This window comes from Legionella sp. PATHC032 (assembly GCF_026191185.1).
Lineage (GTDB): Bacteria > Pseudomonadota > Gammaproteobacteria > Legionellales > Legionellaceae > Legionella.
The window spans coordinates 279,154-304,958 of the sequence record NZ_JAPHOV010000001.1 but is presented as its reverse complement, the minus strand read 5'-3'; the positions used below and the strand labels follow the sequence as shown (position 1 = coordinate 304,958).

Below are 25,805 nucleotides of genomic sequence, written 5' to 3'. Positions count from 1 at the left end.
TAAGAGGAGAAATGATGTTTGGTTTTTTAAATATGACCTTATGGGGATATCTTTTGACTGGTCTTGTCCTGACTCACATCACCACTACAGCTGTTACCATTTACCTGCATCGTTATCAAACACATCGGGCATTAACTCTACATCCTGTTGTCAGTCATTTTTTCCGGTTCTGGCTTTGGTTAACGACCGGGATGAGCACCGCAGAATGGGTAGCCATTCATCGGAAGCATCATGCCAATACTGACATGGAAGGGGATCCGCATAGCCCTCAGGTATTTAATATAAGAAAAGTATTTTGGCAGGTTCCAGAGTTATATCGAGAAGCCTCTAAAGATAAAGACATGATTAAAAAGTACTCCTATGGTACCCCCAACGACTGGATAGAGCGCAAATTATACTCTCCCCATGCGAACAAAGGCATATTTTTAATGCTCGCACTTAATCTTTTCTTGTTTGGAATTCCTGGACTTACCCTTTGGGCAATCCAAATGATGTGGATACCTCTTGTTGCTGGCGTGGTCAATGGAATAGGGCATTATTGGGGTTATCGCAATCATGAATCGTCAGATTCTTCAACCAATGTTTTTCCCTGGGGTTTATTGATTGCTGGTGAAGAATTGCATAATAATCATCATACTTTCGCCTCCTCAGCCAAATTTTCCATTAAATGGTGGGAATTTGATTTGGGTTGGTTTTACATACGTTGTTTGTCTTTTTTAAAGCTTGCCAAAGTAAAAAAATTATCCCCAAAACTGATCGTTGACAAGAATAAATCTCATATAGATGTAGATTCGGTAAAAGCGATACTTGGCAATCGCTTTCAAGTGATATCTGATTATTACAAGCTGGTTATATTTCCTACTCTGCGCGATATGCAATACCGCATAAAAAATCGGGAATTAAAGAATGCTCGCCATTTACTCAAGAAACCGAACGAACAGCTATCCCATGCGGATCAGTTGCGATTGAAAACATTACTTAAGCAACATGACAACTTGCAAGCGGTTCATAATTACCGCGAATTATTACAGCAGATATGGTTAAAAACGTCCCTATCCAATAAGGATCTTCTTAATTTAATACAAAAATGGTGTAGCCAGGCCGAAGAATCCGGTCTGCATGTGTTAAGGCAATTTGCATCACAATTAAAAAGCTATTCTCTCTGAAGTTTTGCAAATGCTTTTATTCCTTACCATGACAGTGAGATTAGTCATGGTATCAGGATTAAATTTATATTATCGTACAATAAAGACTAATCAAACAGCTCCAGGACTTTCTCAGGCGGACGCCCGATAACAGCCTTACCTTTAAATGTGACAATTTGGCGTTGCATTAATATAGGTTCATTTACCATAGCTTCTAAAATTTGCGCCTCATTAGCCAGAGACAGACCCAATTCTTTAAAAACATTTTCATTCGTGCGCACCAAGTCTTCAAGAGCCAGGTGAATCCGTAATCTTTTCAATTGTTCCAGATCAAGAGGAGTTTTAAGATATTCAATGATAATGGGTTCAAAACCTTTGTTTTGCAGTATTTCCAATGCTTGTCTAGATTTTGAGCATCGCGGATTATGATAAATAGTAATTTTTTCCATATTCTTTTTAAATTCTTTGCCGAAGTAAATTAAAACTATAACACTTTCCTTCGCTTTTATCCTGCCCGCTTTGAAAAAATACAAGCAGGGGTTTTAAACTGAAACCTCACATTCTTACTAATCTAATAAGCCACCTGATAGAGAATAATCAGATGGTACTTACCGTTGATGACAAACCACGCATCCATATCCGGAATTAAACATAATCGACTGATTGGGGTCATTTGATTTTTGATTAAAATGTTGTACATTGGCTTTCGCATTCAGAATACGTTTCTCCAACATGTCTTTATACGGCCATTTATTGTAATTTTTAGTCAATTTGGCATTATTGTAGATTTTTATTCCCGTTTCAGGATCTCCGGATTTAACTAACATATCCCCCATATTCATAAAAAAGCCTTCAAAATTATGAGGCGCAATTTCTGAATTCCAACAGGCTCTTTGCGCGCCTATTGTCGTTTCTCTCTTCATATAAGGCGTAAAATCAGGATTCTGTCTGCTAATCTTCTCACCAGCACAGATATCCAACGTTTTCCATTGCCAATCCAAACCCTTTTTAAAATGATCCGAATCAGCACTTAAACTACTCATGGGGTACCCTGCAGTAAAATAATTAAACTCAGGCCAATTGCTTATCGCTTTCTGTAAAGTAAAATATCCTCTGACTTCTTCTTGTTTGTCTTTAAAAATCTGCCCTTCTACTAATTGGGTATCGCCATAAAATCCTTGATAAATTGGGTTTTCCGGATCCAGTTGCAGAGCATCAGCAAAGTATTTTTTAGACAAAATAATTTCATTGGGAAGCAAGGGAGAGTTATTTTTTACTCTTTCTCGCTCCGTAAGTTTCCAAATATGAATAAAACCAAGATGGGCAGCTAATTTCGAATCATAAGGATTCTCAAGGTAGGCCGCCATCAGCAAATAGTCTGCTTTGGGAATGTCCTGGTATCGCCCCTGATGAAGGGTCTGCCAAAAATATCGCTCTGCCCGAGTAGCCAGCGGACTATTAGATAATTGCTGTTTTTTAGGTGGCGTAGTCATTAATGCTATTTTTTCACAAGCCACCAAATTAAATACCATGAAACCTAATAAGCCATAAAATACACGCACGCTCTCATTCCCTTAATAATTTTATTTAGTCCATCACTATGTTTTGTCTTGCTTTAAATGCCAACTCAATAACTCATTATTAAGTCAGCACATCAAAAATATAGGCGGGAACCAATGACATCCTTCATAAACGATATAACGCGGCCTGTTAAGTGGCAAGCAGTTGAGAAAAATAATCACTATCCATTATAGCTTTCAACAAAAATACCCTGATTTTTTTAATTAATTTAAATTAAATGGATAAACGACTTAGATTTTCATCTTCCCTTTCTTCAAATTTATCCTTATGAACTCTTTTAATCAAATCCAGGATGTCATATTTATACAGTGTGAGGCTGGAAAGTTTTCCGTTGAAATCGTCATTATCAGGAGCACGCTCTAAATCTCTGAAAGAAAACATTCCCTGACAAAGCTCATTGTTGAGACCTCTCATTTTATATTGGAATTTATAATATTTTCGAGTGAGCTGATTGTTGTTCTCATCTCTAACCGTGTAGTTAACTTCAGAACAACCAAGATAGATTTTATTTGGCTTAACCTCTTTGTCTGCAACCATCTCGGCCAGGTTGTATTGGTCTTCAACCAGGCATTTAACCGTTGCAATACATCGGCCTACAGTGCTTAATAAAGCAATAAACGGCATTGCCAAAGTAACCGTAGTTATTTCCAAATAATTAATTAATGTTCTACCCGCAAACCCCGCCTCGCCCATACAGAGCATGAAAATGGAATAGGGTACCAGTAATTGGGCGAATGCCCCAGCAACTAGCATCGAAAAAGAAGCAGTGACGGGCTGGAATAATACTTCTCGCAAATCCTTGGTGTTTGCAATCGTGCCAAAAAATGTGTGTTTGATGTCTTGCTTATTGTGCTCCCAAAGACTTTGATATCGATTACCGTCATGTTCATTCCAACGCATACGACTAAAATTTGAAAAAAACAATATATTTTTATACATACCAGATGCTCTGTCTTGTAAAAGAGGCTTTATTATATTTTTATGTCCTTAACATTTTATTAAAGCTTACTTAAAAACTTCCTGAAACAGATAAGGCACTTTGTATAAAACAAGTTAGCAAATTTTCATTTTATTCTTTGAAATGGCCTATACTTTTGAGTAACGATAACAACATATCTTGCATGGAATTTTAAGAATGATGACAAACTCATGGAAAGATAAATTGCAAAAGCAATTAATACAACATTATGGTGCTCAAAAAGGGAAACAACTTATTGATAAGTACACCGAAACACTGTCCATGAGTTATTGCGAACAGCATTCTCCTGAAGAGGCAATACTGGACATTTTACAAATAGAAAAACTGTCCAAAGACAATCCGCTGGTTATCGACTTTTATGAAAACACTCTCTCACAATATCCTTTGCACATTAAACTCTATCGGTATGAAACCCCAATCCCCCTATCTGACATCTTGCCAATGCTTGAAAACATGGGGCTGCGCACTTATACCGAACGTCCTTATAAAATCAAAACACAACATGGACAATTATTCTGGATTAGTGATTTTAACGTCACCTATTCTCAAACCGAGTCACTCAATATTAGCCAGGTTAAGGACATTTTTGCAGAGGCACTCATTACTATCAATCTTGGTCTTTGTGAAAACGATGGTTTTAATAAATTGGTCTTATGTGCGGGACTCTCCTGGCGAGAAATTACTATTTTGCGCGCCTATGCAAAATACCTGCATCAGATTGGCATTCGTTACAGCCAATCCTATATTGAAAAAACCATCGAAACGCATGCGGCCATTGCGCGTGATCTGATTCACTTTTTTTATTTGAAATTTGGCCTTAAAAAGAAATCTTCTTTTCAAAAAGAAATGTCTGCATTTGAACAGAAAATTCAAACAAGCATTGATGCGATTAGCAGCCTCGATGAAGATAGAATTATGCGTTATTTTTGGTCTTTGATGAAAGCAACTCTTCGTACTAATTACTTTCAAAAAAATCACGCGGGATTATCTAAAGATTACCTTTCCTTCAAATTAAAATCCTCGGAAATTCCTGACCTACCTCCAGGTCAACCGCTTTATGAAATTTTTGTGTACTCAACACGTTTTGAAGGAATTCACTTGCGTAGTACCAAAGTAGCCCGCGGCGGTATTCGCTGGTCCGATCGGCCAGAAGATTTTCGAACCGAGATTTTAGGACTTATGAAAGCACAGAAGGTAAAAAACGCAGTCATTGTTCCCTCTGGCGCCAAGGGAGGTTTTGTCTTGAAAAAACCGCTTCATGCAGCCAGCCGCGAACAAATCCAACAAGAAGTCATCTCTTGTTATAAATCGTTCATCAATGGTTTACTGGATCTCACCGATAATTTAATCAATGATAAAACAATCCCTCCAGAGAATGTTATATGTTACGACGACCCTGACCCTTATCTGGTTGTTGCTGCTGACAAGGGAACAGCTACTTTTTCCGATATTGCCAATAGTATTGCCAAGGAACATGGATTTTGGCTGGGTGATGCTTTTGCGTCTGGAGGTTCCGCCGGGTACGATCATAAAAAAATGGGGATTACGGCACGTGGTGCGTGGGAATCTGTCAAAAGACATTTTCGTGAACTTGATATCAATATTCAGCAACAGGACTTTACGGTAGTAGGTATTGGTGATATGAGTGGCGATGTATTTGGTAATGGCATGCTTTATTCAAAACATATCCAGCTGTTAGCTGCTTTTGATCATCGTCATATTTTTCTCGACCCGAATCCCGACCCTTTAAAATCCTATGAAGAAAGACTTCGCCTGTTTAATTTACCTACTTCATCCTGGGAAGATTACAACTTACAACTTATTTCTAAAGGCGGAGGCGTTTACAAACGCTCAAGCAAATCTATCCCCATTAGCCCGCAAGTAAAAAAAGCTCTCGCTATAGAAGCAAATGCCCTTACGCCCAACGAGCTTATTCGAGCGCTGTTAAAAGCACCAGTGGATTTACTATTTAACGGCGGTATTGGAACCTATGTCAAAGCAACCACGGAGTCACATGCCGATGTTGGCGACAAGACTAATGAATTCTGCCGTATTAATGGCGCAGAACTACACTGCAAGGTAGTGGGAGAAGGAGGAAATCTGGGTTTTACTCAACTTGGACGCGTCGAGTTTGCATTAAAGGGCGGTCTTATTAATACGGATGCGATTGATAATTCCGCCGGCGTTAACTGCTCTGACCATGAAGTCAATATCAAAATTCTTTTAGATAAAGAGATTAGAGAAAAGAAACTCACAGAAAAAAAACGCAATCAATTGCTAAGCAGAATGACAGACGAAGTCGCCGATCTTGTTTTGCAAGACAACTACAATCAAGCCTTGATTTTAAGTATATCGGCAGCCCATTCTTCCCATTATAGTGGTTTATATCAAGATTACATGAAAGAATTGGAAAAGTGGGTTAACCTTGACAGAAGCGTTGAATTCCTTCCCGACGACAAAAAACTCCTGGAACGCAAAACCACTGGCTCAGGACTGACAAGACCAGAGCTTGCTGTTCTAATGGCGCATACCAAAATTCATATTGCTAACGAATTATTAAAATCGAATTTACCAGATGACCCATACTTTACAACTTTTTTGGAAACAGGTTTTCCCCCCTCACTGAGAAAACCTTACGCAAAAGCCTTGCCAAAACACCCTTTATCTCGTGAAATCATAGCAACGCAATTGAGCAATAAGCTGGTTAACAACATGGGAATTACCTTCATGTACCGAATGCTGATGGAAACCGGTATGTCGATTGCTGATATTGCTTGTGCTTACACTATTTCAGCCTGTATTTTCCAAACGGATGTCTTACAAAATCTGATTGATTCATTTCAAGACAAAATATCTTTATCAACACAATATGAATTATTACATCATATTCGTCAATTGCTCAACTTGGCGACACGCTGGTTTTTGCATAATAATCGACTGGCTGGTGGTATTGAAGAAAATATTAAAAATTATGGCAAGTCAGTCAGCAAACTCGAACAGTTGATTCCCAAGCTCATGGGTGGTGTCACTAAAGAATACCTTGAGAAACTCATTAGTCAATTTGTCAGTATTGGCATTGAAAAAGATATGGCTCAAAAAATTGCTATAACTCGGGCTCTTTATACTTCATTAAATATCATTGAAGTAGCCTCTCAAAATCAATTCGAGTTATCACTCACGGCAGAAACTTACTTTAAAGTTGGCAGTCAATTTAATCTTGTTTGGTTTCGCGACCAAATAGCCAGTGATTCACGTGAGGGGCATTGGAATACTATGGCACGGCTGTCTTTGCGTGATGAATTGGATAATCTGCAAAGACGTTTGACGATTGCCATTTTAACAACCAACACCAAAGAGCGTGCTTCCGAAAATTTGATTAACAACTGGCTGCAAGAAAACTATCCTATTCAAAAACGCTGGGAAAAATTGTTAGAAATGTTATTGGGTAGCGAAAACATTGATTACACCATATTTTTTATCGCCTTGCGTGAGCTTTCCTCATTAATTCAAGTATTGTAAATAGGAGAAAAGAATGATTTTAGAGTTTGATACCATCATTTTAGGTGGAGGAAAAGGAGGAAAGACTCTTGCAATGGATTTGGCCAAAAGTGGGCAGAAAGTTGCGATGGTTGAAAACAATCAGATTGGTGGAACCTGTATTAATGTGGCATGCATACCTACAAAAACGCTTGTGCAAGCAGCTAAAGTGGCACATTTCTGCCGTAAAGCAAAAGACTATGGTTTCAATACCAAATTGGAGACCATTGATTTTAAAGCGATTCGAGCACGTAAAGAAGCTGTGGTGAAAGGGATGCGTGAAGCGAATTTAAAACAGTTTTTAGATTCAGGGATGGATCTCATGTTAGGCCATGGTCATTTTATTGGACCAAAAATGATTGAAGTTATTCTATCCTCACCACGTGACAATCAAAAAACACTTCACATCACGGCTGATAAAATTATTATTAATACAGGCGCTCTGCCATTCATTCCCCCCATTATGGGGCTCGATAAAGTCAATTATTTTACCAATGACAGTTTAATGAACGCCGACTCGGTACCCCAACATTTATTGATCATTGGCGGTGGTTATATTGGTTTGGAGTTTGCGCAAATGTTTCGCCGTTTTGGCGCTGCAGTTACAGTCATCGAAGCAAGCCATGATTTCCTTGGCAGGGAAGACAAAGACATTGCTGAACAGGTTTTGCAGACCTTATCCAATGAAGGCATTCAATTTGCTATCGATACAAAGATTAATGCCATTCGTCAAGAACAAACAGAAATAATTATCGAGGCTAATCGACATGGCCAATCAGAAATTATCCGTGGCACAGCTCTCCTGGTTGCAGTAGGGCGCACGGCCAATACTGAAGGATTGCATTTGGATAAAACAGGTGTTGAACTTGATGAGCGTGGGTTCATCAAAGTCAATGAGTATCTCGAAACGACCGCGGCAGGGATTTGGGCATTGGGTGATGTCAAGGGAGGGGCACAATTTACCCATCTGTCTCTTGATGATTATCGCCTGGTGAAACACAATTTACAAAACCCTCAGAATAAACTTTCTTCCCGAAACAGGCTTATTCCTTATACAGTGTTTCTTGACCCGGAACTAGCACGCATTGGGCTTACTGAAGCGCAAGCGAGATCCCAGGGTCGTCCAATTAAAATAGCCAAAATTCCGGCAGCCGCGATTCCTCGCGCCAAAACCCAAGGGGAAACGACTGGTGTTTTAAAAGCCGTCATTGACACCGAAACCGATTTAATTTTGGGCGTTTCTATTTTCTGCGCAGAGGCAGGTGAAATATTAGGGGTCATCCAATTAGCAATGGAGTTGGGAGCACCTTATCAAAAATTGCGCGATATGATGTTCGCTCACCCTACTCTGGTGGAGGGCATCAATCTGTGGTTTGCACAAACAATTTGAGTTGATATCAACTGCATTCGCCATATCACATGCTACAAGACAAGTTATTAATATAGGCAGTAATCACATACAGCCGATACACTCCTTTTTGCGTAATTTATTGTTGATACTGTAATATTCTACGTGGCGCGCTTGCTTTTTATTGGATAAAGAGGGAATGAATTATGAAAATAGTGGTGATTGGTGCTAGCGGGATAATTGGAAAAGCAATAATTGCTGAATTAAGCCCAAGACATGAAATTATTTCAGCAAGCTATAAAAATAGTGATATTCAAGTGGATATAACCAGCAAACAATCAATCGATGCGATGTATAAGAAATTAAATAATATTGATGCGGTGGTGTTGGCTACCGGTAAAGTGCACTTTGGTGCCCTAAAAGACATGGGAGAAGAGGATTATAAAATTGGTTTGACCAATAAATTAATGGGGCAAGTTAACGTAGTCCTGGCTGGATTAGAATATATCAATGATAATGGCTCATTTACATTAACAAGCGGAATATTAAATCGCGATCCTATTCTCTATGGAAGTTCCGCCGCCATGGTTAATGGCGCATTGGATGGTTTTATTAAAAGTGCTGCTCTGGAAATGCCTAGAGGTATCCGAATCAATGGTGTAAGCCCCACAGTAATCACCGAAGCCATGGAAAACTACGGCCCTTATTTCCGAGGCTATGAACCTGTATCTGCTGCTCGTGCGGCACTCGCCTACAGCAAGAGTATTGAGGGCGCTCAAACTGGTCAAGTGTATTGCGTAGGATAACATTAAAATTATTTTAAAAAACAGCAAGCGTGGTTTTGTATATTATTGCAGGTAAAGTAAAGTGAGTTATGGATAAGATCGGTTGTTATTTCGAACCGTTCAAGGCTTCGAGACGGCATCAATGCCTCCTCAGCCCAAACGGTTCCTGGATATTGACTGGTTTTTATATAATCCTTATCCATAACTCAGGTTAAAGCATGATTTTGCCCTGGGTTAAACTACCTCTGAAGTACTACAAGCTATTTTGCAATCAACGTTTTATGTTTCTTTATGTTTTTACACGGTTTTATAGACGGGACGAAAGAAACTCTTTGATATTTTTGATGGTCAATTGCCCCTTGGCCACAAGTGCCTCCCTTGTATTAAATCCTATGTGTGGTGTTGCGATAAGATTAGGTGCCTCCCAAAGGCTATAATTTGCAGGTAATGGTGGTTCAACATCAAATACATCCAATGCGGCACCTGCTATCATGCCCTGTTCCAAGGCTTTTTTTAAATCACTGCTAACCACAATCGGCCCTCTTGCACAATTAATCAAATAAGCTGATTTTTTCATTTGAGATAAAAATCTTAAGTTAACCATGCCTTTGGTTTCATTTGTAAGTGGTACATGCAAAGTGACGAAATCAGATTGGGAAAACAAATCGTCTAATGTTACTTGGGATTTCCTGTCATAAATTAGAGTTGTCATTTGAAATGAGTTAGCAAGTCGCGCAACTTCTGCTCCAATTGCTCCATAACCGACAATGCCCAGCACTTTATTTTTTAGTTCAACACCGGTATTGGTTATACCTTGCTCTCTTATTTTCTGATTATTATCAGGAATATGACGTGCAAGAGAAATCATGAGTCCAAATACTAGTTCAGATACCGCCGTATTGGCATAACCCGCGGCATTTTTTACCGGAATATTTCTTTTATTCGCAGCATTCCTATCAATATGGTCAACTCCAGCAAATGCAACAGCAATCAATTGTAATCGCATCGCCGAGTTAATGACTGCAGCCGATAAACGTCGATTCGTCAGTGCAATGACATCTACATCCTTCACAAAATCCATTAATTGCTCATCAGTCCACTGACGGCTGTCGCATTCGATAATCGTGTGGTCTGGTAATTCAGAACGAATTTCCTGAATCGCAATCCCTATCGGCTCAATAACGGCAATTTTCATGTAAAATCCTTTAATCCAAATTTAATTAAGTTTTCCCACTCCCAGCTTGTCATCGTTATTTCACTTTAATCAAAACGATAACATCTCATTCTGTAGCGCTCTTTTCTTAAAAATTAAGGCAATGCAAAATGCCAATTCATTGCTTTGGACAAACCTTCCAGCATGATTTCACCCCGGATGCTATTGCCTTTCGCATTCACTCTTGGACTCAATACCACAATGCCCGCTTTACCAGGGACAACCGCGATGGTATAACCAGACACACCACTTTTAGCTGGCATCCCTGTTTTAACCATGTGAGTGCCTGTTTCATCATATAATCCACAGGTTGCCATAATAGCCAAAGTAATTTTACAGGTTTCCGTAGACAGTATTTGTTCACCTGTGTCCGGATCTTGCCCTCTGTTCGCCAACAAAGCAGGTAAGTACAGCATTTGCTCCAACATCGCCTCATAGGAACATAGCGCGAAATACAAATCGAGTGTTTCATGAACATCTGCTCCAAGATTATTTCTGCTTTTCAGCAAATAAGCGAGAGCACGATTGCGATTACCAGTTCGTTTTTCAGAGGCAAAAACCAGGGGATTAATGCTGAGGCGTTGATTAAATAATTTTTGTACCCAATGCTCTAACCATCTAAATTGCTGCTCACCTATGCCAGGAATGCGTGAGCATAAAGCAATGGCGCCTGCATTCAACATGGGATTTGACGGTTTAGGGCCGAATTGTTCCAGACGAGTTATGGAAGCGAAATCATCACCTGAGGGCTCCACCTTGACCCATTCAAATAATTGATCAGCGCCAAACTCTTCAAGTAATCCAATCAAAGGAATCATCTTCCCTGTGCTTTGCAAAGTCACTGGATGAAGCGGGTTATTGCTATAAGCCAGGGGTTTCTCACCCAAAGCTTGCACCGCAATTGCCGTCAATTCCTGATTAACATTCGCCAGTTCAGGGATATAATCCGCGGTTTTGCCTTCTTGATTTAATTCGGCAGTGTGCACGAGTTCGTCTAACAGTTGGATGGTAAGCAATTTTGATGACATAGTACTATTGGATTAAAAAAGGGGCTATTATGGTAAATTTAGCACATTAAGACAAATATTTTATTTCTAAAGAATATTTTTGATAAATAGGCTATGTTGGAAATAAGACCTCTTTGGGAATTAATTATTTTTACATCAATTGGAGGTCATACCCAAGCACTCAATCTACTATTTTTATAGTAGATGATAATATCTAGACCTGCATCAATTTTGCCCCTGAAAGAATTCAGGGACAAAATAATGAGAACAACTGTGTTAATACATTATTTTTTATTTACAAGCACATTGGTTTGGTCACTCAACTCAACACCAGACAATGTAAATAATTTAAATATACCAAATCGATGCAATATGCTTACACTCTTGGGCATGGAATTGACGTGAACATTCTTTTGCAATGGAGTATTTTCCAGATTTTCATCAGTAATATTAAGACTAGCTTCAGAATCGAAATCAACAGCAAATTGCAAATTGATCATTTGCGCTTCTATCTCTTTCATCATTTGGCTAAACCCTTTCGAACAATCGTTATCTAATCCTTTACAAGCTTCGGTAAAAGATTGAATGGTTTCCAAAGTGCAATTTCCTTTTAGAATAGAGATTAAGTGTTTGAAATCAATGTCAAGTTGATGATTTAAACTGACAAACGTCTCCACTTCAAGTTGATTGAGAAACTTATTAAGCAATTTACCCTCTTTATCTGTATCGAGGAACTTCTTAATTTCTGTAAGGTATGGAATAAAATCTGAGTTCCATATAGCTGCATCATTGCCTGACTTAACATAGAGCAAGCTTAGTCCTAAAATATGCCTGGAAAATTTGGCTAAGGTAACTGAGCCGGGTTTTTCATTCTCAAATTTTAAAAAAGATTTTTCAATGAGACCTAAAAAGAATTCCATCTCAAGCTTATTATCCACCTTTCTAATAGCCAAAAACAGTTTACTTAAAAAATTTTCCCCATCTTTCCTGTTTGCTTCCGGAAGTTTTTCAAGCAAGTTGCGCATTATATTTTGATACCACATGTCATTCACCTGTAATTAATTGGAACAAATGATATCAAAAACTAATTAAGTGAACATTAAGACACCTATCTCATTTCAGACTGTTTATCTATATTGATAGTCGCTTGAGCCCTTCCTCAATAATCGAAAGGCCGATTTCCAAATCTTTTACGTCAGTAGACAGCGGCATATGGAGACGAATTATGTTCCCATATGTTCCACAGGTCAAAATGACCAATCCGTGTTCTAAACAAAATTGAGCCAATTGTACTGCGGCTTCTTTATTAGGTTCCTTCGTGTTTTTATCTTTTACCAATTCGATCGCCTGCATGACACCCAAACCACGGACATCTCCCACTATTTTGTATTTTTCCTTAAATCCAGAAAGTCTGGACTGCAGTGCCTTTGCAAGATGGGTAACATTTTGCAACAGGCTTCCTTCTTCAAAAATTTTGAATACTTCAAGAGCAGCAGCGCAACTTAAAGGATTTCCACAAAACGTACCACCCAAGCCACCTTCCATAGCCGCATCCATGATTTCAGCTTTACCTGTTACACCAGCAAGCACTACCCCACCACCAAGGCCTTTTGCTGATATAGTGAGGTCGGGGGGCACTCCTAATGTTTTCATCGCAAACAGATTTCCTGTGCGGCCAAAACCGGATTGGATTTCATCGGCAATAAAAACAATATGGTTTTTTGTACAAAAATCGCGAAGTTTTTGCAAAAATAAGGCGGGGGATTGAATGAATCCACCTTCACCCAATACCGGCTCTATAATGACTGCGGCAATATTTTCAATGCCAACACGAAAATTGACAAGCTCGGAAAACTCATTGAAACATTCTTCTACACAATGCGTTCCCCTCCAACGATACTCGTATGGAAAAGGAGCACGATGGATTTCGGAAGGAAACGGGCCGAATCCATGCTTATAGGGCTTATTTTTCGAAGTCAGTGTCATTGCCATGTACGTGCGTCCATGAAAAGCATGATCAAAACAAATCACTGCTTGTTTGCCTGTATAGGCACGAGCAATTTTAATGGCATTTTCAACTGCTTCCGCACCAGAATTTAAAAGGAGCGATTTTTTTTCGAAGTTTCCCGGAGTGTGATAATTTAATTTTTCACAAACCTTGATATAGGCTTCATAAGGAATGATGTTAAACCCGGTGTGTATGAATTTTTCAGCCTGGTCCTTGATAGCATTGACTACTGCATCAGGACAGTGCCCTGTATTAACCACTCCAAACCCGGAAGAAAAATCCAAAAATACGTTTCCATCAACATCTTCCACAAAAGAACCCTTGGCTCGCTTCACAAAGACAGGAGTAGCATGAAATGGTCCTCTTGCAACATGTTGACGTCGCAGTTCCATCAACTGTTGCGATTTCTGCCCGGGGATTGACGTTTTGATATGTATTTTTTTCATTAGTTTAGTACCAACCAATTGGTGTTTCATCCAGGTTAATATTCACTTGCTTGACTTCAAGGTAACTCTCAATGCCATACAAACCTAACTCACGACCTGCTCCACTTTGTTTGTATCCCCCCCAAGGCATTTCATTATAGGTTGGATGATAATGATTCACCCAAAGAATTCCGGCACGGATTTGAGACGTGACTCGATGGGCACGAGTAACGTTCTTTGTCCATACAGCCCCGGATAAACCATAATCAGTATCGTTTGCAATGCGAATGGCTTCTTCTTCGGTATCGAAAGGGATAACTACAAGTACAGGACCAAAAATTTCTTCACGAGCAATACGCATTGTAGTTGTCACTTCATCAAAAATAGTTGGCTCAAAAAAATTTCCCTTTGCAAATTCACGACCCGTCGGGCGTTTACCACCACAAAGTAATTTCGCCCCTTCTTCCATTCCAATCTTGATATAACTTTCCACTTTTTCACGATGTGCACTTGAAACCAAAGGCCCCATTTTTACTCCAGCATCCAAACCATGACCGAGCTTGATATTTGGAATTTTTTTCAACATCCCCTCTACTATTCTTTTATGAATAGAGCGCTCCACTATCAGGCGGGAACCTGCAGAACAGACTTCTCCTTGATTTGCAAAAGCACCAAAAAGGGCACCATCAATTGCCATTTCAAGATCACAGTCTGCAAAGACAATATTTGGATTTTTTCCGCCAAGCTCTAAAGAGATTTTTTTCAAATTGCCAGTAGCAGCCTGCATGATTTTTCTGCCAGTTACTGATCCTCCGGTGAAAGCAACCTTATCCACCATAGCACTACTTGCCAACTCCTCTCCAACACCTATACCCGGCCCAGTAATGAGGTTAACTACACCCTCTGGAAATCCGCATTGATCAATCAACTTGAATAACTCAAGTGCCGTTATCGGTGTCAATTCTGATGGTTTTAATACCACGGTATTGCCTGCTGCAAGAGCGGGGGCAAGTTTCCAGGCCGCCATAAGCAGTGGAAAATTCCATGGAATGATTTGCCCACACACGCCTATAGGTTCACGTACTACGTAACTAAAAGAATTTGCTGGAACTGACATCGTTTCACCATGAATTTTAGTCGCAAGCCCACCGTAAAACTCAAAGCAGTTGGCAGCATCAGTGACATCAAACTCCGCTTCGGGTAACGGCTTCCCACAATTTCGGGTTTCCAGTTCTGCCAACATTTTAGCATTGGTTCGAATCAAATCAGCAAGCTTGAATAACAGTTTTCCTCGGTCAAGCGCTAGTGATTTTCTCCACTCTCCTTCATCAAATGCTCTTCTTGCTGCTTTGATAGCAAGTATGGCATCTTCTTTGGCACTTTCTGGCACTTTTGCAATCAACTCTCCATTAGCCGGATCAATAATGTCCCGAGTAGCCCCGCTTTTGGCTAAAGTAAATTTTCCATCAATGTACATTTCGTAAATTTCCATTTATTCAGCACCTTTTTTTAGGAAGAGGTTAAAAATTTTAGTATGACTTCATTGACTATTGTGGGTTGTTCTAAAGGACTGGAATGCCCTCCTGGAATGGTAATGAATTGAGCGTCATGGATCCCTTCTGCAAGCTGTTGACTTTCTGCTGGTAAGGTAAGGATATCCTCCTCGGCTGCAATAACCAGTGTTGGCACTTTAATCTCATGTAGCCACCCACGAGAATCAAATGATGGAATGGTTATAAATTGTCGCTCTTGATCTTGTATGGATTGCGGATAAGGATTATTTTTCAAACTCTCTTTAAAAATGGAGATATTTTTAGGCTCAGCCAAATATTCGCTTGAAAAAAACCATGGTATTCCAGCCTCTATTAATAAATCGAATGAAATATTCTCCTTACGCAGATTCAAAAGGGTTTCCATAGCCTGGTTTGCTCTCGTATTAAATTTTGCCACCGAATTTAAAATAATGAGTTTAGCAATTTTTTCACCATGTTTTTTTGCAATCAGTTGAGCAATAGCCCCACCCATTGATTGTCCTAGAATAGAAGGGTTTCTAAAACCTAATTGCTCCAGGAAAACCATGATGTCATCAGCCTGGGCTTCTAATGTAAAAGAACCTCCATTGTCGCTTGTTTGCCCTATCCCGCGATTGTCAAATATCAATACCTGGAATTCTTCAGCCAACTCATGGAGCATGGTGCTCCAAAAGGTGTGATCACAGCAATAACCTGCAATTAAAACCAGAGGTTTACCTTGTCCATGAAGCTCATAATAAATATCAACACCATTAATCTTGAGTGTGGCCATGTCGCAAAACTCCTTAATTGATTTTTTAACGGGCAAACACAACGCTTCATTCAATGACTATTCACCTCAATTCTCTATTGTTTCGATGAATTAAATTATTTGTCAACAAACAGGGTTGATAAGTTTCTGGTACCATAATTGTTGATTCTCATAAAAAACACACTGCCTGATAACTAGCAAGATAATTGCAAGAAAATCAGCTCGCTTCATAATTTCTTAATTAAGGTTTACTATACTCCGCTTCATCTCATCTTGCTCTATTAGTTTAGATAAAAATAAATGCGTTATACTAATATTGAATTATTAAAGAGAATCCCACAGCATCTTAAAGGGGTTATGGAATACTACCCCGATGTGCTTCTGTTTCAATTGAATCAAATACAGTATACCCATTTATGGCATGAGTTAGCTTCTGCAAAATATCTATATACTAATGGATATGAGATAAAACCTACTCACTGGTTGATGTATGCCTTCCAAACGGTTAAAGGCTGGTTTGGCTTTGATAACCATTGCCAACCAGAGAAAGTGTCATATGTTTTAAACAAACTCTCATATTATGGATACACAAAACAATTTCTTCAGCCTGATTTTTCATCCATGAGAAATTACTCGATGTCTCCTGAAATTTCTGCTCTGGTTGTTAACAGCCGAGACGATTTAACGACAGCCCAACTACAAAATAAATTGGTGAATAATTATTTCAAAGTGGAGCCCTATCTTGGAATTAACTATTCCTACCAGAAACTAAACCCTAATCATCGCTTTGGTGAAAGCTGGTTGCACGCACGCGAATGGGGACTGATTCCGCAATTAGATCCTCAAGACGACAGCTTAATTGCAGAGGTTATTAGCACACTGGATAAGAATGGGATTTCAGCAAAAGATTTGTTCTTTTTACAACATAGTAAATACACCAAAGCTGCTGCTCAGTACTATTGTGATAAAGCTAAAAATACGATTGTCCCTTCATTTTTTTTCCGGTTGCTTTGGGTTGATCCGCGTCCTCGCTATCTTGCGTTGGCATTAGCTTACGATCCTGAAATAGCCAAACGGGATACTCAGAAATTCATTGAATATCATCTTGGGCAAAAAGAATATGACAATGCGTTTAATCTGTTGGGCATATTGAACGACTCTAATCTGGTTTTAAAATTTTTGTTAGCGATTCCAGAAAAAGAACGTCATGCTTTAATTCAAAAAGACACGGCAATCGCCGCCATCATGGCGAAATACTATACTGAAAAAAAGCAATATCTCCTGGCAACACAATTTTACTCCAATATTGAAGAAATTAACCCTAATGCCGCTTTTGCTATTGAAATTCAGGAACAAAATTATGAAAAGGCCTATGATATCTTTAAGAAATACAAATCCTCTGACCTATTTTCAACTCCTGAACGTAAATCGCTTGCCAAGGTATTTTTTAGTGAAGCGGAAACAACCTATGTCGCTGGGAAAACTTACCGAGGAAATAAAAATTGGGAAAAAGCAAAACAATATTATCTGCAAAGCCTGGAGCAAAAAAAAGCAGCGTATCATTTGGATCCATCTGACGAATACTTGGAAGATTTATACGCTCACAAACGCTTATATGCCTTGCTGTTAATCGATGCGGATATAGACCTGAACAAAGCAGAGGACAGTGATATTGCCAGTATCCAAAAAGCAATAACTCTGCTCAGGGAATGTCATTCAAACAATAAAGAAGAACAAGAACATCATAAGCGTGCTCTGGCAACTGGGCTTATGCGTCGCGTAGATACCTTGCGTGAAAAAATTGCTTTTAATTATTACTCTTCTGATTTTAACTCCATCAGAAAACATAAAATACAGCATCAGCAAGACATCGCAATTTTAATTAAAACATTGGAAGAGTTAATCGCACTATTGCAAGGAACTCAAGACAAAGCCTTGCGCTTGCAACTGGGTAAAGCACATTATCTCCTGGCCGATGTTCAATGCTTCTTTGATATCAATGCCCCAAACATTAACCAGCATTATAAAATGGCGATGAAAGCCGTACCAGGAAACCCCTTTTATGTGCTACGCGTAGCAGAGCTATTTGAAGAGGAAAAAAACAAACTGCAAAAAATCGGCATAACTCAGCTGAAAAATATGGGGTACCAGGTCTTCGATTTTCTTCATTGGTCTGAAGAGCGCTGGTGTAAACGAGACGATATTATTCATAATGTCAAAGATATCCACGTGCCGCCCTCAGAACCAATTAATAACTCATCATGGAATTTTACGTTTTAATTAATAGCTACAAAGTATAAAATAACCTCGGTTTGTGGGCTTTCTTTAAAATATACTTTTCCATTACTGCCAATTGAAGGAGGCATATAGAATAATGGCAACTTATTATGGGCAATGCGCTTGTGGAAAAATTCAATTCATATGTACGGGCGAACCTGTCTTTACCCAATACTGCCATTGCAATAAATGCCGGGAAATTGCTTCTTTATCTCAAAAGGAACAGGATAAATCAGGTTACTCCTGCACTGCCGCTTATTTAACGAAAGACTTCAGAATCGTATCTGGGGAGAATCATTTTAAGGAAATTATTAAAGAAAAGGCAAAATTATTTCTTTGTTCAGATTGTAACAGCCTTGTTTATGGTATTGCACTTGATCCCGCGCAACAGGATGGTATTGGGATTAATGTAAATAACTTTCGCTTTGATACCAGCATCCCAGATTCATTTAAACCGATAAGGCACATATGGTATGCCTGTCGTATTATTGATTTCGATGATGACCTGCCAAAATTTAAGGATGCTCCTAAAGAACAGTTTGGTTCAGGAGAATTATTTGAATCGTTACATGCCAGGTGATAAACCGTACCCTATGCCTTTCTCTTTCCAAAATATTCAGCACACTTGATCGATCTGGCTCTCATATTTTTTCAATCCGACAAAACACCATTTTGCCAAAACTAATTCAAACAGGACTTAAGCAGGATGTTTTTTTATCTCTTAATATTCTCTTAAAGTTTGGCAGCTATAATATTTACCCACTGTGCTAATTTTTAAGTCACGAATATTAATTTTAAAGTATTTATCCAGGAGTTGTGTAATGCCTAAGTACGTTGAAGGGATAGAATTAACCCAAGAAGGGATGCATGCTATTTTTGAGCGCATGGGACATCCAAATATTACCAGCGGTACTATCTACAACGGAGAGCCTACAATTGATAAAGGTGCTCTTGACAGGCAAGGCTTTATGCCAGTATTGACCGGGGTCAGCCCAAGGCAAGACTCTGGACATTGGATTATGTTAATTAAAGGTCAAGGCAATCAATATTATCTCTTTGACCCTTTAGGAGAAAGCTCAGGAAAATACTATCAAAATATTTTAGCCAAAAAACTGCCTGGCGCCACGCTTTCAGTTATTCCTAATAACGCTGGATTGAATATGGGATTATGCGGTTATTGGGTTGCCTCAGTTGGTTTAAGAGCTCATGCGGCATTAACACAACCTATTCCCCCTTCTTTAAGAAATCTGGGTCAAACCATTACCCAGGAAATGCGAGATGAACTAACACAAGATGGAAGCACAAAAATTACACAATGGTTACGTGCCGTTGGTAATGAGTTTCCGGCTGGTGACGTACAATCTGATGCCACAGCCTTAAGACGCGCTACCGAAAAGAATGTACGTATTGATGAATTTCAGCCTGTTTTAACTGGAACATCACCTAAAGAAATTTCGATAAATCCTACTGCTCCTCAAGAAGTATCCGTTCCCACCTGGAATGGTTTTTCCTTATATACTGATGAAACCGTGAGAAACGCAGCCAGATACGCGTATGATAATTACTTGGGAAAACCTTATACCGGTACAGTAGAAGCGACACCTGTCAATTTTGGTGGGCAAATGGTATACAGGCAACACCATGGTCTTGCCCATACTTTGCGTACCATGGCCTATGCGGAAGTGATTGTTGAAGAAGCGCGAAAAGCAAAATTAAGAGGTGAATCATTAAAAAAATTTAATGATGGACGTACTCTGGCTGATGTCACGCCGGAAGAATTGAGAAAAATCATGATCGCCCAGGCCTTCTTTGTCACCGGAAGAGATGATGAAGAATCCTCCAAGAATTATGAAAAATACCACGAACAAAGCCGAGATGCTTTTTTGAAGTATGTCGAAGAGAATAAATCCACTTTAATTCCCGATGTCTTCAAAGATGAAAAAGATGTCAAATTTTATGCTGATGTGATTGAAGACAAAGATCATAAATGGGCAGATTCACCGGCGCATGTTCTGGTCAATCAGGGCCATATGGTTGATTTGGTCAGAGTAAAACAACCTCCTGAATCTTATCTGGAATACTATTTTTCACAACTTCAACCCTGGATAGGTTCAACAGCTGCCGAAGCTGTTTTTGCGACACAGAGACAATTTTTCCATGCCACCTATGAAGCAGTTGCCGGCTTTGATAGCGAAAACAAAGAACCTCATCTGGTGGTTGATGGTTTAGGACGCTATGTGATTGGACAAGATGGCAATCCAATCCGAGAAGAATCTGACGACGAAGACGAGGAAGAATCAGGTGAATTAAAATTTTTCTCACAAAAAAAGAAACTCGAGGAAAACCAACGTTACATGCGCGTTGATGAATATTTAAAACTTGATGAGGTCCAAAAGCGATTCCCCGGCGCTGGTAAAAAACTCGATGGGGGACTGCCTGGACTGAAAGAATATCAATATTTACAGCGCTTGAACTCAATAAACAGAGCACGGTGTGAAAACGACGTCGACTTTTGTTTGGGGCAATTACAAACGGCACATCATCAAACCCAAATTACTCCAATAAAAAGAGCCTTTCAATCCAGCTCTGATAAAGTGAGAAGACAACCCAATATGGATGAAATTGCTGCTGCCCGTATTATTCAGCAAATCATGGCCAATCCTGATTGCATCCATGACGATCATGTGCTGCTCAATGGTCAAAAACTGGAAGAAAAATTTTTCCGTAATTTGTTGGCGAAATGTGACATGGCTGTTGTAGGGTCGCTGCTAAACGACACGGACATTAGAAATATCGATACCTTAATGCAGCATGAGAGAAATACGGAGTTTCACTCAACCGATGCCAAAGCAAAACCGGTGAAACTGGGAGAAACATGGGAAAAAACAATCAGATCGGGTGGTGGTGTTACCCAGATAAAACATGATTTAATTTTCCTCATGCAAAATGATGCCTGGTACCATACTCGAGTCAATGCGATTGCACAAAACCGGGATAAAGATTCAACATTCAAAGAAGTGTTGATTACCGCTTTAATGACCCCTTTGACTAACAAATCATTGATAGATACATCACGTTCACCGGCCCCAAGAACGCTATTCCGTGGCTTGGATCTGTCAGAAGAGTTTAAAAATAAATTGATTAACCAGGCTGAGACTATCATTGCCAACACAACAGAACATCTCTTTACTGATCTGTCGACAGAAGCCTTTAAACAAATCAAATTAAATGACTTCAGCCAGGTTTCTGCGAGAACTTGTGCCAGTACATCTACTAACATTGAAGTCCCCAGGACAATATTTGGCTCCAATACTATCTTTGAAATACTTGATCCTGATGGTTTATTACACCCCAAACAAGTTGGAACCCATGTGTCAGGGTCAGAAAGTGAATATTCCATTTATTTGCCAGATGATGTTGCCCTGGTTCCAGTCAAGGTGAGCTCCGATGGAAAAACAGGTAAAGGCAAAGACCGGCATATTTTTACTTTAGTCGCGGTAAAAAGCCCCGATTTCACGCCAAAGCATGAAAGTGGCTATGCGGTTGAACCTCTTTTGAAAATGCAAACGCCAAAATTAGCAGAAATTCAAAAGATAGTTGAACAAGCAAGAGAAGAGCCTGACCTGGAAAGGGTATTCAATTTACAATCGAGAGTAGCAAGACAAGCCAAATTCTCCACTGAATCAGGATATAAAACCTTTCTGAATGAAAGAGTGGCACCGGTATTGGAACAAAGCCTCAATGGCCTCTTGGACAATAATGTAACCATTCTAGGCAAAGTATTATCAGCATTCCCTTCAGACGGCCAATGGTCTGCCTTTAATTCTGTTGAAGCAAGGCAAATGAAAATACAGATGGATGCCATTAAGCAAATGGTTGAAAAAAAGGCAGTCCTCGAAGGTCAAATTCTCCCTGCCTTGGCTCAATGCCAAAATGCTTTGGAGAAACAAAATATTGCAGGTGCATTACAAGCACTTAGAAACATCCCTTCTGAAAAAGAGATGCAAACCATGCTGTCAATTAGTGGTGGTTTGAGAGGACAAATCCAGCGTACCAAGCAAGATTTGACTGAAACTCTGGAACCACTTCAACGCGCCATAACTGCTAAATTGGTAAGCGATCAAGAAAAAGTGAAAGTGCGTTATGAAAAGCTGATAGCAAGCATACCTCAACAGATCGCCTATCTTGAAAAAGCAGAACTCTCTGATCTTGCCAGTGTTAAAAAAGCTGTCTCTCGTTTTAATAACCTGCAGGAAGAATTAAAATTACTGCGTAATGAAAAAATTCGCATGCATACTGGCTCTGAAAAAGTTGATTTTTCAGATATCACACAATTAGAGACGCCATTACAAAAAATTCATACCAAATTGTATGATGCTTATTTGGCTGAATTAAGCAAACAAATTTCAGCACTGGCTAAAGAAAAACCGAAAAACCTGGCTGACGTAAAAAGCATGGTTTCAAATTTCTATGCCAGGTTAGCTGATTTAGAGCAATTGCGTCAGGAAAAGCTAAAAGAACATGGCGAGTCAAAAGATCCCATTGATACGTCTGATATTGATAAATTAAAGGAAGAACTACAAAAAATTAATCAATTTTTAGTGAAAGCGATGGCAACTAATATCAGGGTTTCACTGAATCAAATGGAAGTAAAAACTTTTGACGCACAAGAAAAAGAAGCACAACACAATTTGCAGCAATTAAATGAATTGATCAATAAATTGGAGAATTCTAATACTGTACAGAAACAAAAGGAAGAGCTCGAAAAATTAAATCAATTGCTTGTTGAGAAGCGAAAAGCCTACCCAGCAATGGTGCAATTGCAATTCAGGAGCGAAGCATTAATTATCCATTTACGTGAATTATGTGAAACTCATCAAGACCATTTGGCTAAAACAAGAAAAACAAGGGCACAAGAAATTACCAATGGACGATGGAAAGTGCAATGGTTGACTGATTGGGTGGGTTTAACTAGAGATGAGCGAGTAACTCTTGCAGATAAAGGAAAAGAATTGGCTAAATTCAAGGAAGATTTAAACAATGACGAGTATGATTTGCAGGAACTGATCAGTAACCTGGCCGAGAAAAACCCATCAGAATTGGAAGAAGCAATAGGGATCTCTAAAGAGAGCGCTCAGAAATTGCATAAACTGTTAACTCAGCTAAACCACAGTACAACCTTTATGAGTAAAATCGAACAACGATTACAGTCTATTGATGAGCTATTAAATGAGTTTGGTAAGCAATCGCTCCGAACTGAAATGATAACAACTGTTGAGGAAAAACAAGAAACTCTCTTGAGATTGTAATTCTTTATCTTCCACGGGCTAGTCCATTTAGGACTAGCCCGTGGAATATTTTAGATGATCACGGAAAATAAGATTATAACTATAAGCTCTCGCTGATATCTAATTTATCTTTGATTGCAAGCCCCCATCACAAAACAGCCACAAGTTTTCACTCCTGAAAACCCTTTTATGAATTGGAAAAATTGAACCGATATCTATTTTGTGCTAGGAATGTAAATACGGAAAGCATTTCTATTTGTAAGGATATTTCTCTGTGAAGCAAACAGGAAGTGATGTTCTAAAGGAGTTTATAACTACCTTTGAAATTAATTATATTTTTGGCAATCCTGGCACTACAGAATTAAAATTTCTGGAAACAATTCAGCAATGTGATAATGCGACTTATTTTCTCACTCTACAGGAATCCAGTACTGTAGGTATAGCCGCGGGCTATGCCATGATCACGAAGAAACCAGCTATTGTTAATTTACATAATTATGTTGGATTAGCGAATGCCATTTGTAACATATACAATGCGTTCACCTCAGGAATTCCACTGCTAATCATTGCTGGCCAACATGAGCGTCCCTATTTAATTCACAATCCGGTAATGTCCGGAGATCTAAGCTCTTTAGCTCAAACCGCAGTAAAATATGCCTATGAGGTTAATTCCGCCAGCGATCTGGCTGTTGCTTTGCAACGTGGTTATGCTCAAGCCCTTTTGCCTGGGCCAGGCCCGGTTTTTCTATCAATTCCTATGGATATTTGGAAAGAGGAAACCCAAGAAACCACCATAAAGAAGACAAAGTTTTTACATACCTGCGTCAATACTGAAATCAACCAAATTTGTGAAGTTTTAACAAATACACCCAAAGGAAAATTGGCATTTATAGCGGATTATGAAGTGGGGGCATCGAATAGTATTTACCTGTTACATGCCATAGCAGATCAACTCAATGCTGATGTTTATTCTGCCCCTTATCATGTACGTGAAGTCATTAATCCCTTAAGTTTAAATTACAAAGGTAGATTATCTGATAAATCTGGAGAAGTGCATAACCTGCTGCTGCAATATGAAACTGTGGTGCTTTTAGGCGAAAAAGTGAAAGGATATTTATATACTGGCCAATCTTCCATTCCACAGAGTATCCGTTTCATACAAATCAGCGCCACATCGGAACATCTGGCCTTCGACTATCCATGCGATCTGGCAATTCTTGGCAATCTTGAGGTGACCTTGACTGCTATTAGCAAACATTTAAAAATTAATAGCTTAAATGTACCGCTTAACCCTGCCGCCAACCTTAAAAATTTGGAAAAAAAATATAAACAACATCCTCTGCATTCTTTGATTGTTACCCTACTGAATCAAGTAGATCGCTCTGTCCATTTGATAACAGAAGGCTCATCGGAGGATGCTGTTGTGCAGGACATTGCAACAACCCTTGGTTTTTTAAAGGTAAATTTTTCCCCAAGAGGGGGTGGGCTTGGCTGGGCTATGCCATTAGCAATAGGTATTTCTCTAGCCACCAAACACCATTCAATTTGTTTTGTAGGTGATGGGGGTAGCATGTATGCGATTCATTCAATATGGTCAGCTGCCAAATATAAGATCCCTGTCATTTTTATTTGTTTTGTTAATCAAGAATACAGAGTATTAAAAACAGATATGTCTCAAAATAAATCCTTCACAGAAGAAGATTTTTTTCGCCTGGATTTGAATCATCCACCAATTGATGTCCAACAAATTGCCTTCTCTTTCGGAGCACAGGTGATGACAATTAATTCAAAAGAAGAAGTAGAGGCCGCTCTTAGGAATAGCTTTGCATTCCAAGGCCCTACATTTATTACCCTATATCATCAATAAAGCATTTCGAGAATCAGATGTTGTCTTTTGCATTATCTAAAAATGTAACGAATAAAATCAGC

At 39.1% G+C, this 25,805-nt stretch carries 17 protein-coding genes; 8 read left to right on the top strand and 9 right to left on the bottom strand.

The window, feature by feature from the left end; translation table 11 throughout:
- Positions 1-11 precede the first annotated feature (11 nt).
- The gene (locus OQJ02_RS01290) at positions 12-1,166 is read left to right on the top strand and encodes a fatty acid desaturase (protein ID WP_265717545.1); all 1,155 of its coding nucleotides are present in this window, start codon (positions 12-14) and stop codon (positions 1,164-1,166) included.
- Positions 1,167-1,252: 86 nt separating this feature from the next.
- Here the strand turns inward: OQJ02_RS01290 and arsC are convergent, their stop codons facing one another.
- From arsC to ceg9, 3 genes are all read right to left on the bottom strand, one after another.
- Positions 1,253-1,594, bottom strand: coding sequence for an arsenate reductase (glutaredoxin) (arsC, locus tag OQJ02_RS01285; RefSeq protein ID WP_265717544.1), 342 nt, complete (start codon positions 1,592-1,594; stop codon positions 1,253-1,255).
- A 159-nt stretch (positions 1,595-1,753) separates the two neighbouring features.
- Positions 1,754-2,707 (bottom strand): hypothetical protein, encoded by a 954-nt coding sequence (locus tag OQJ02_RS01280; protein WP_265717543.1) that lies wholly within the window; start codon positions 2,705-2,707, stop codon positions 1,754-1,756.
- A 232-nt stretch (positions 2,708-2,939) separates the two neighbouring features.
- A complete protein-coding gene (gene ceg9, locus OQJ02_RS01275; protein ID WP_265717542.1) occupies positions 2,940-3,665 on the bottom strand; it encodes a Dot/Icm T4SS effector Ceg9 in 726 nt (241 codons plus the stop codon).
- Positions 3,666-3,861: 196 nt separating this feature from the next.
- Here ceg9 and OQJ02_RS01270 point away from each other — a divergent pair, with 196 nt between their 5' ends.
- The 3 genes from OQJ02_RS01270 (at position 3,862) to OQJ02_RS01260 (ending at position 9,396) form a co-directional block, all read left to right on the top strand.
- The gene (locus tag OQJ02_RS01270; RefSeq protein ID WP_265717541.1) at positions 3,862-7,224 is read left to right on the top strand and encodes an NAD-glutamate dehydrogenase; all 3,363 of its coding nucleotides are present in this window, start codon (positions 3,862-3,864) and stop codon (positions 7,222-7,224) included.
- Positions 7,225-7,237: 13 nt separating this feature from the next.
- The gene (locus OQJ02_RS01265) at positions 7,238-8,632 is read left to right on the top strand and encodes a mercuric reductase (protein WP_265717540.1); all 1,395 of its coding nucleotides are present in this window, start codon (positions 7,238-7,240) and stop codon (positions 8,630-8,632) included.
- Positions 8,633-8,796: 164 nt separating this feature from the next.
- Entirely contained in the window at positions 8,797-9,396 is a 600-nt protein-coding gene (locus tag OQJ02_RS01260; RefSeq protein ID WP_265717539.1) for a short chain dehydrogenase, read from the top strand.
- Between the two features lie 286 nt (positions 9,397-9,682).
- On the opposite strand, the gene OQJ02_RS01255 is transcribed toward OQJ02_RS01260, so the two are convergent.
- The 6 genes from OQJ02_RS01255 to OQJ02_RS01230 all read right to left on the bottom strand — a co-directional run bounded on the left by OQJ02_RS01255 (position 9,683) and on the right by OQJ02_RS01230 (position 16,332).
- Complete coding sequence (locus tag OQJ02_RS01255; RefSeq protein WP_265717538.1) at positions 9,683-10,570, bottom strand: NAD(P)-dependent oxidoreductase; 888 nt, start codon at positions 10,568-10,570, stop codon at positions 9,683-9,685.
- A gap of 113 nt (positions 10,571-10,683) precedes the next feature.
- Positions 10,684-11,616, bottom strand: coding sequence for a glutaminase A (gene glsA / locus OQJ02_RS01250; RefSeq protein WP_265717537.1), 933 nt, complete (start codon positions 11,614-11,616; stop codon positions 10,684-10,686).
- 263 nt (positions 11,617-11,879) lie between these two features.
- Entirely contained in the window at positions 11,880-12,638 is a 759-nt protein-coding gene (locus OQJ02_RS01245) for a DNA repair protein (protein ID WP_322783364.1), read from the bottom strand.
- Positions 12,639-12,726: 88 nt separating this feature from the next.
- Positions 12,727-14,049, bottom strand: a complete 1,323-nt coding sequence (gabT, locus tag OQJ02_RS01240; RefSeq protein WP_265717535.1) for a 4-aminobutyrate--2-oxoglutarate transaminase — start codon at positions 14,047-14,049, stop codon at positions 12,727-12,729.
- 4 nt (positions 14,050-14,053) lie between these two features.
- Positions 14,054-15,520 carry an aldehyde dehydrogenase family protein gene (locus tag OQJ02_RS01235; RefSeq protein WP_265717534.1) on the bottom strand — a complete coding sequence of 489 codons (1,467 nt, stop codon included), beginning with the start codon at positions 15,518-15,520 and terminating at the stop codon, positions 14,054-14,056.
- Between the two features lie 17 nt (positions 15,521-15,537).
- A complete protein-coding gene (locus tag OQJ02_RS01230) occupies positions 15,538-16,332 on the bottom strand; it encodes an alpha/beta fold hydrolase (protein WP_265717533.1) in 795 nt (264 codons plus the stop codon).
- 279 nt (positions 16,333-16,611) lie between these two features.
- Here OQJ02_RS01230 and OQJ02_RS01225 point away from each other — a divergent pair, with 279 nt between their 5' ends.
- From OQJ02_RS01225 to OQJ02_RS01210, 4 genes are all read left to right on the top strand, one after another.
- A complete protein-coding gene (locus OQJ02_RS01225; RefSeq protein WP_265717532.1) occupies positions 16,612-18,591 on the top strand; it encodes a hypothetical protein in 1,980 nt (659 codons plus the stop codon).
- A 94-nt stretch (positions 18,592-18,685) separates the two neighbouring features.
- Positions 18,686-19,168 (top strand): GFA family protein, encoded by a 483-nt coding sequence (locus tag OQJ02_RS01220; RefSeq protein ID WP_265717531.1) that lies wholly within the window; start codon positions 18,686-18,688, stop codon positions 19,166-19,168.
- Positions 19,169-19,409: 241 nt separating this feature from the next.
- Positions 19,410-23,897: a T4SS effector NAD-dependent ubiquitin ligase SidE gene (gene sidE / locus OQJ02_RS01215; RefSeq protein ID WP_265717530.1), complete on the top strand. Its 4,488-nt coding sequence runs from the start codon at positions 19,410-19,412 to the stop codon at positions 23,895-23,897.
- Positions 23,898-24,150: 253 nt separating this feature from the next.
- Positions 24,151-25,743, top strand: coding sequence for a thiamine pyrophosphate-binding protein (locus OQJ02_RS01210; RefSeq protein WP_265717529.1), 1,593 nt, complete (start codon positions 24,151-24,153; stop codon positions 25,741-25,743).
- The last annotated feature ends 62 nt before the right edge of the window (positions 25,744-25,805 follow it).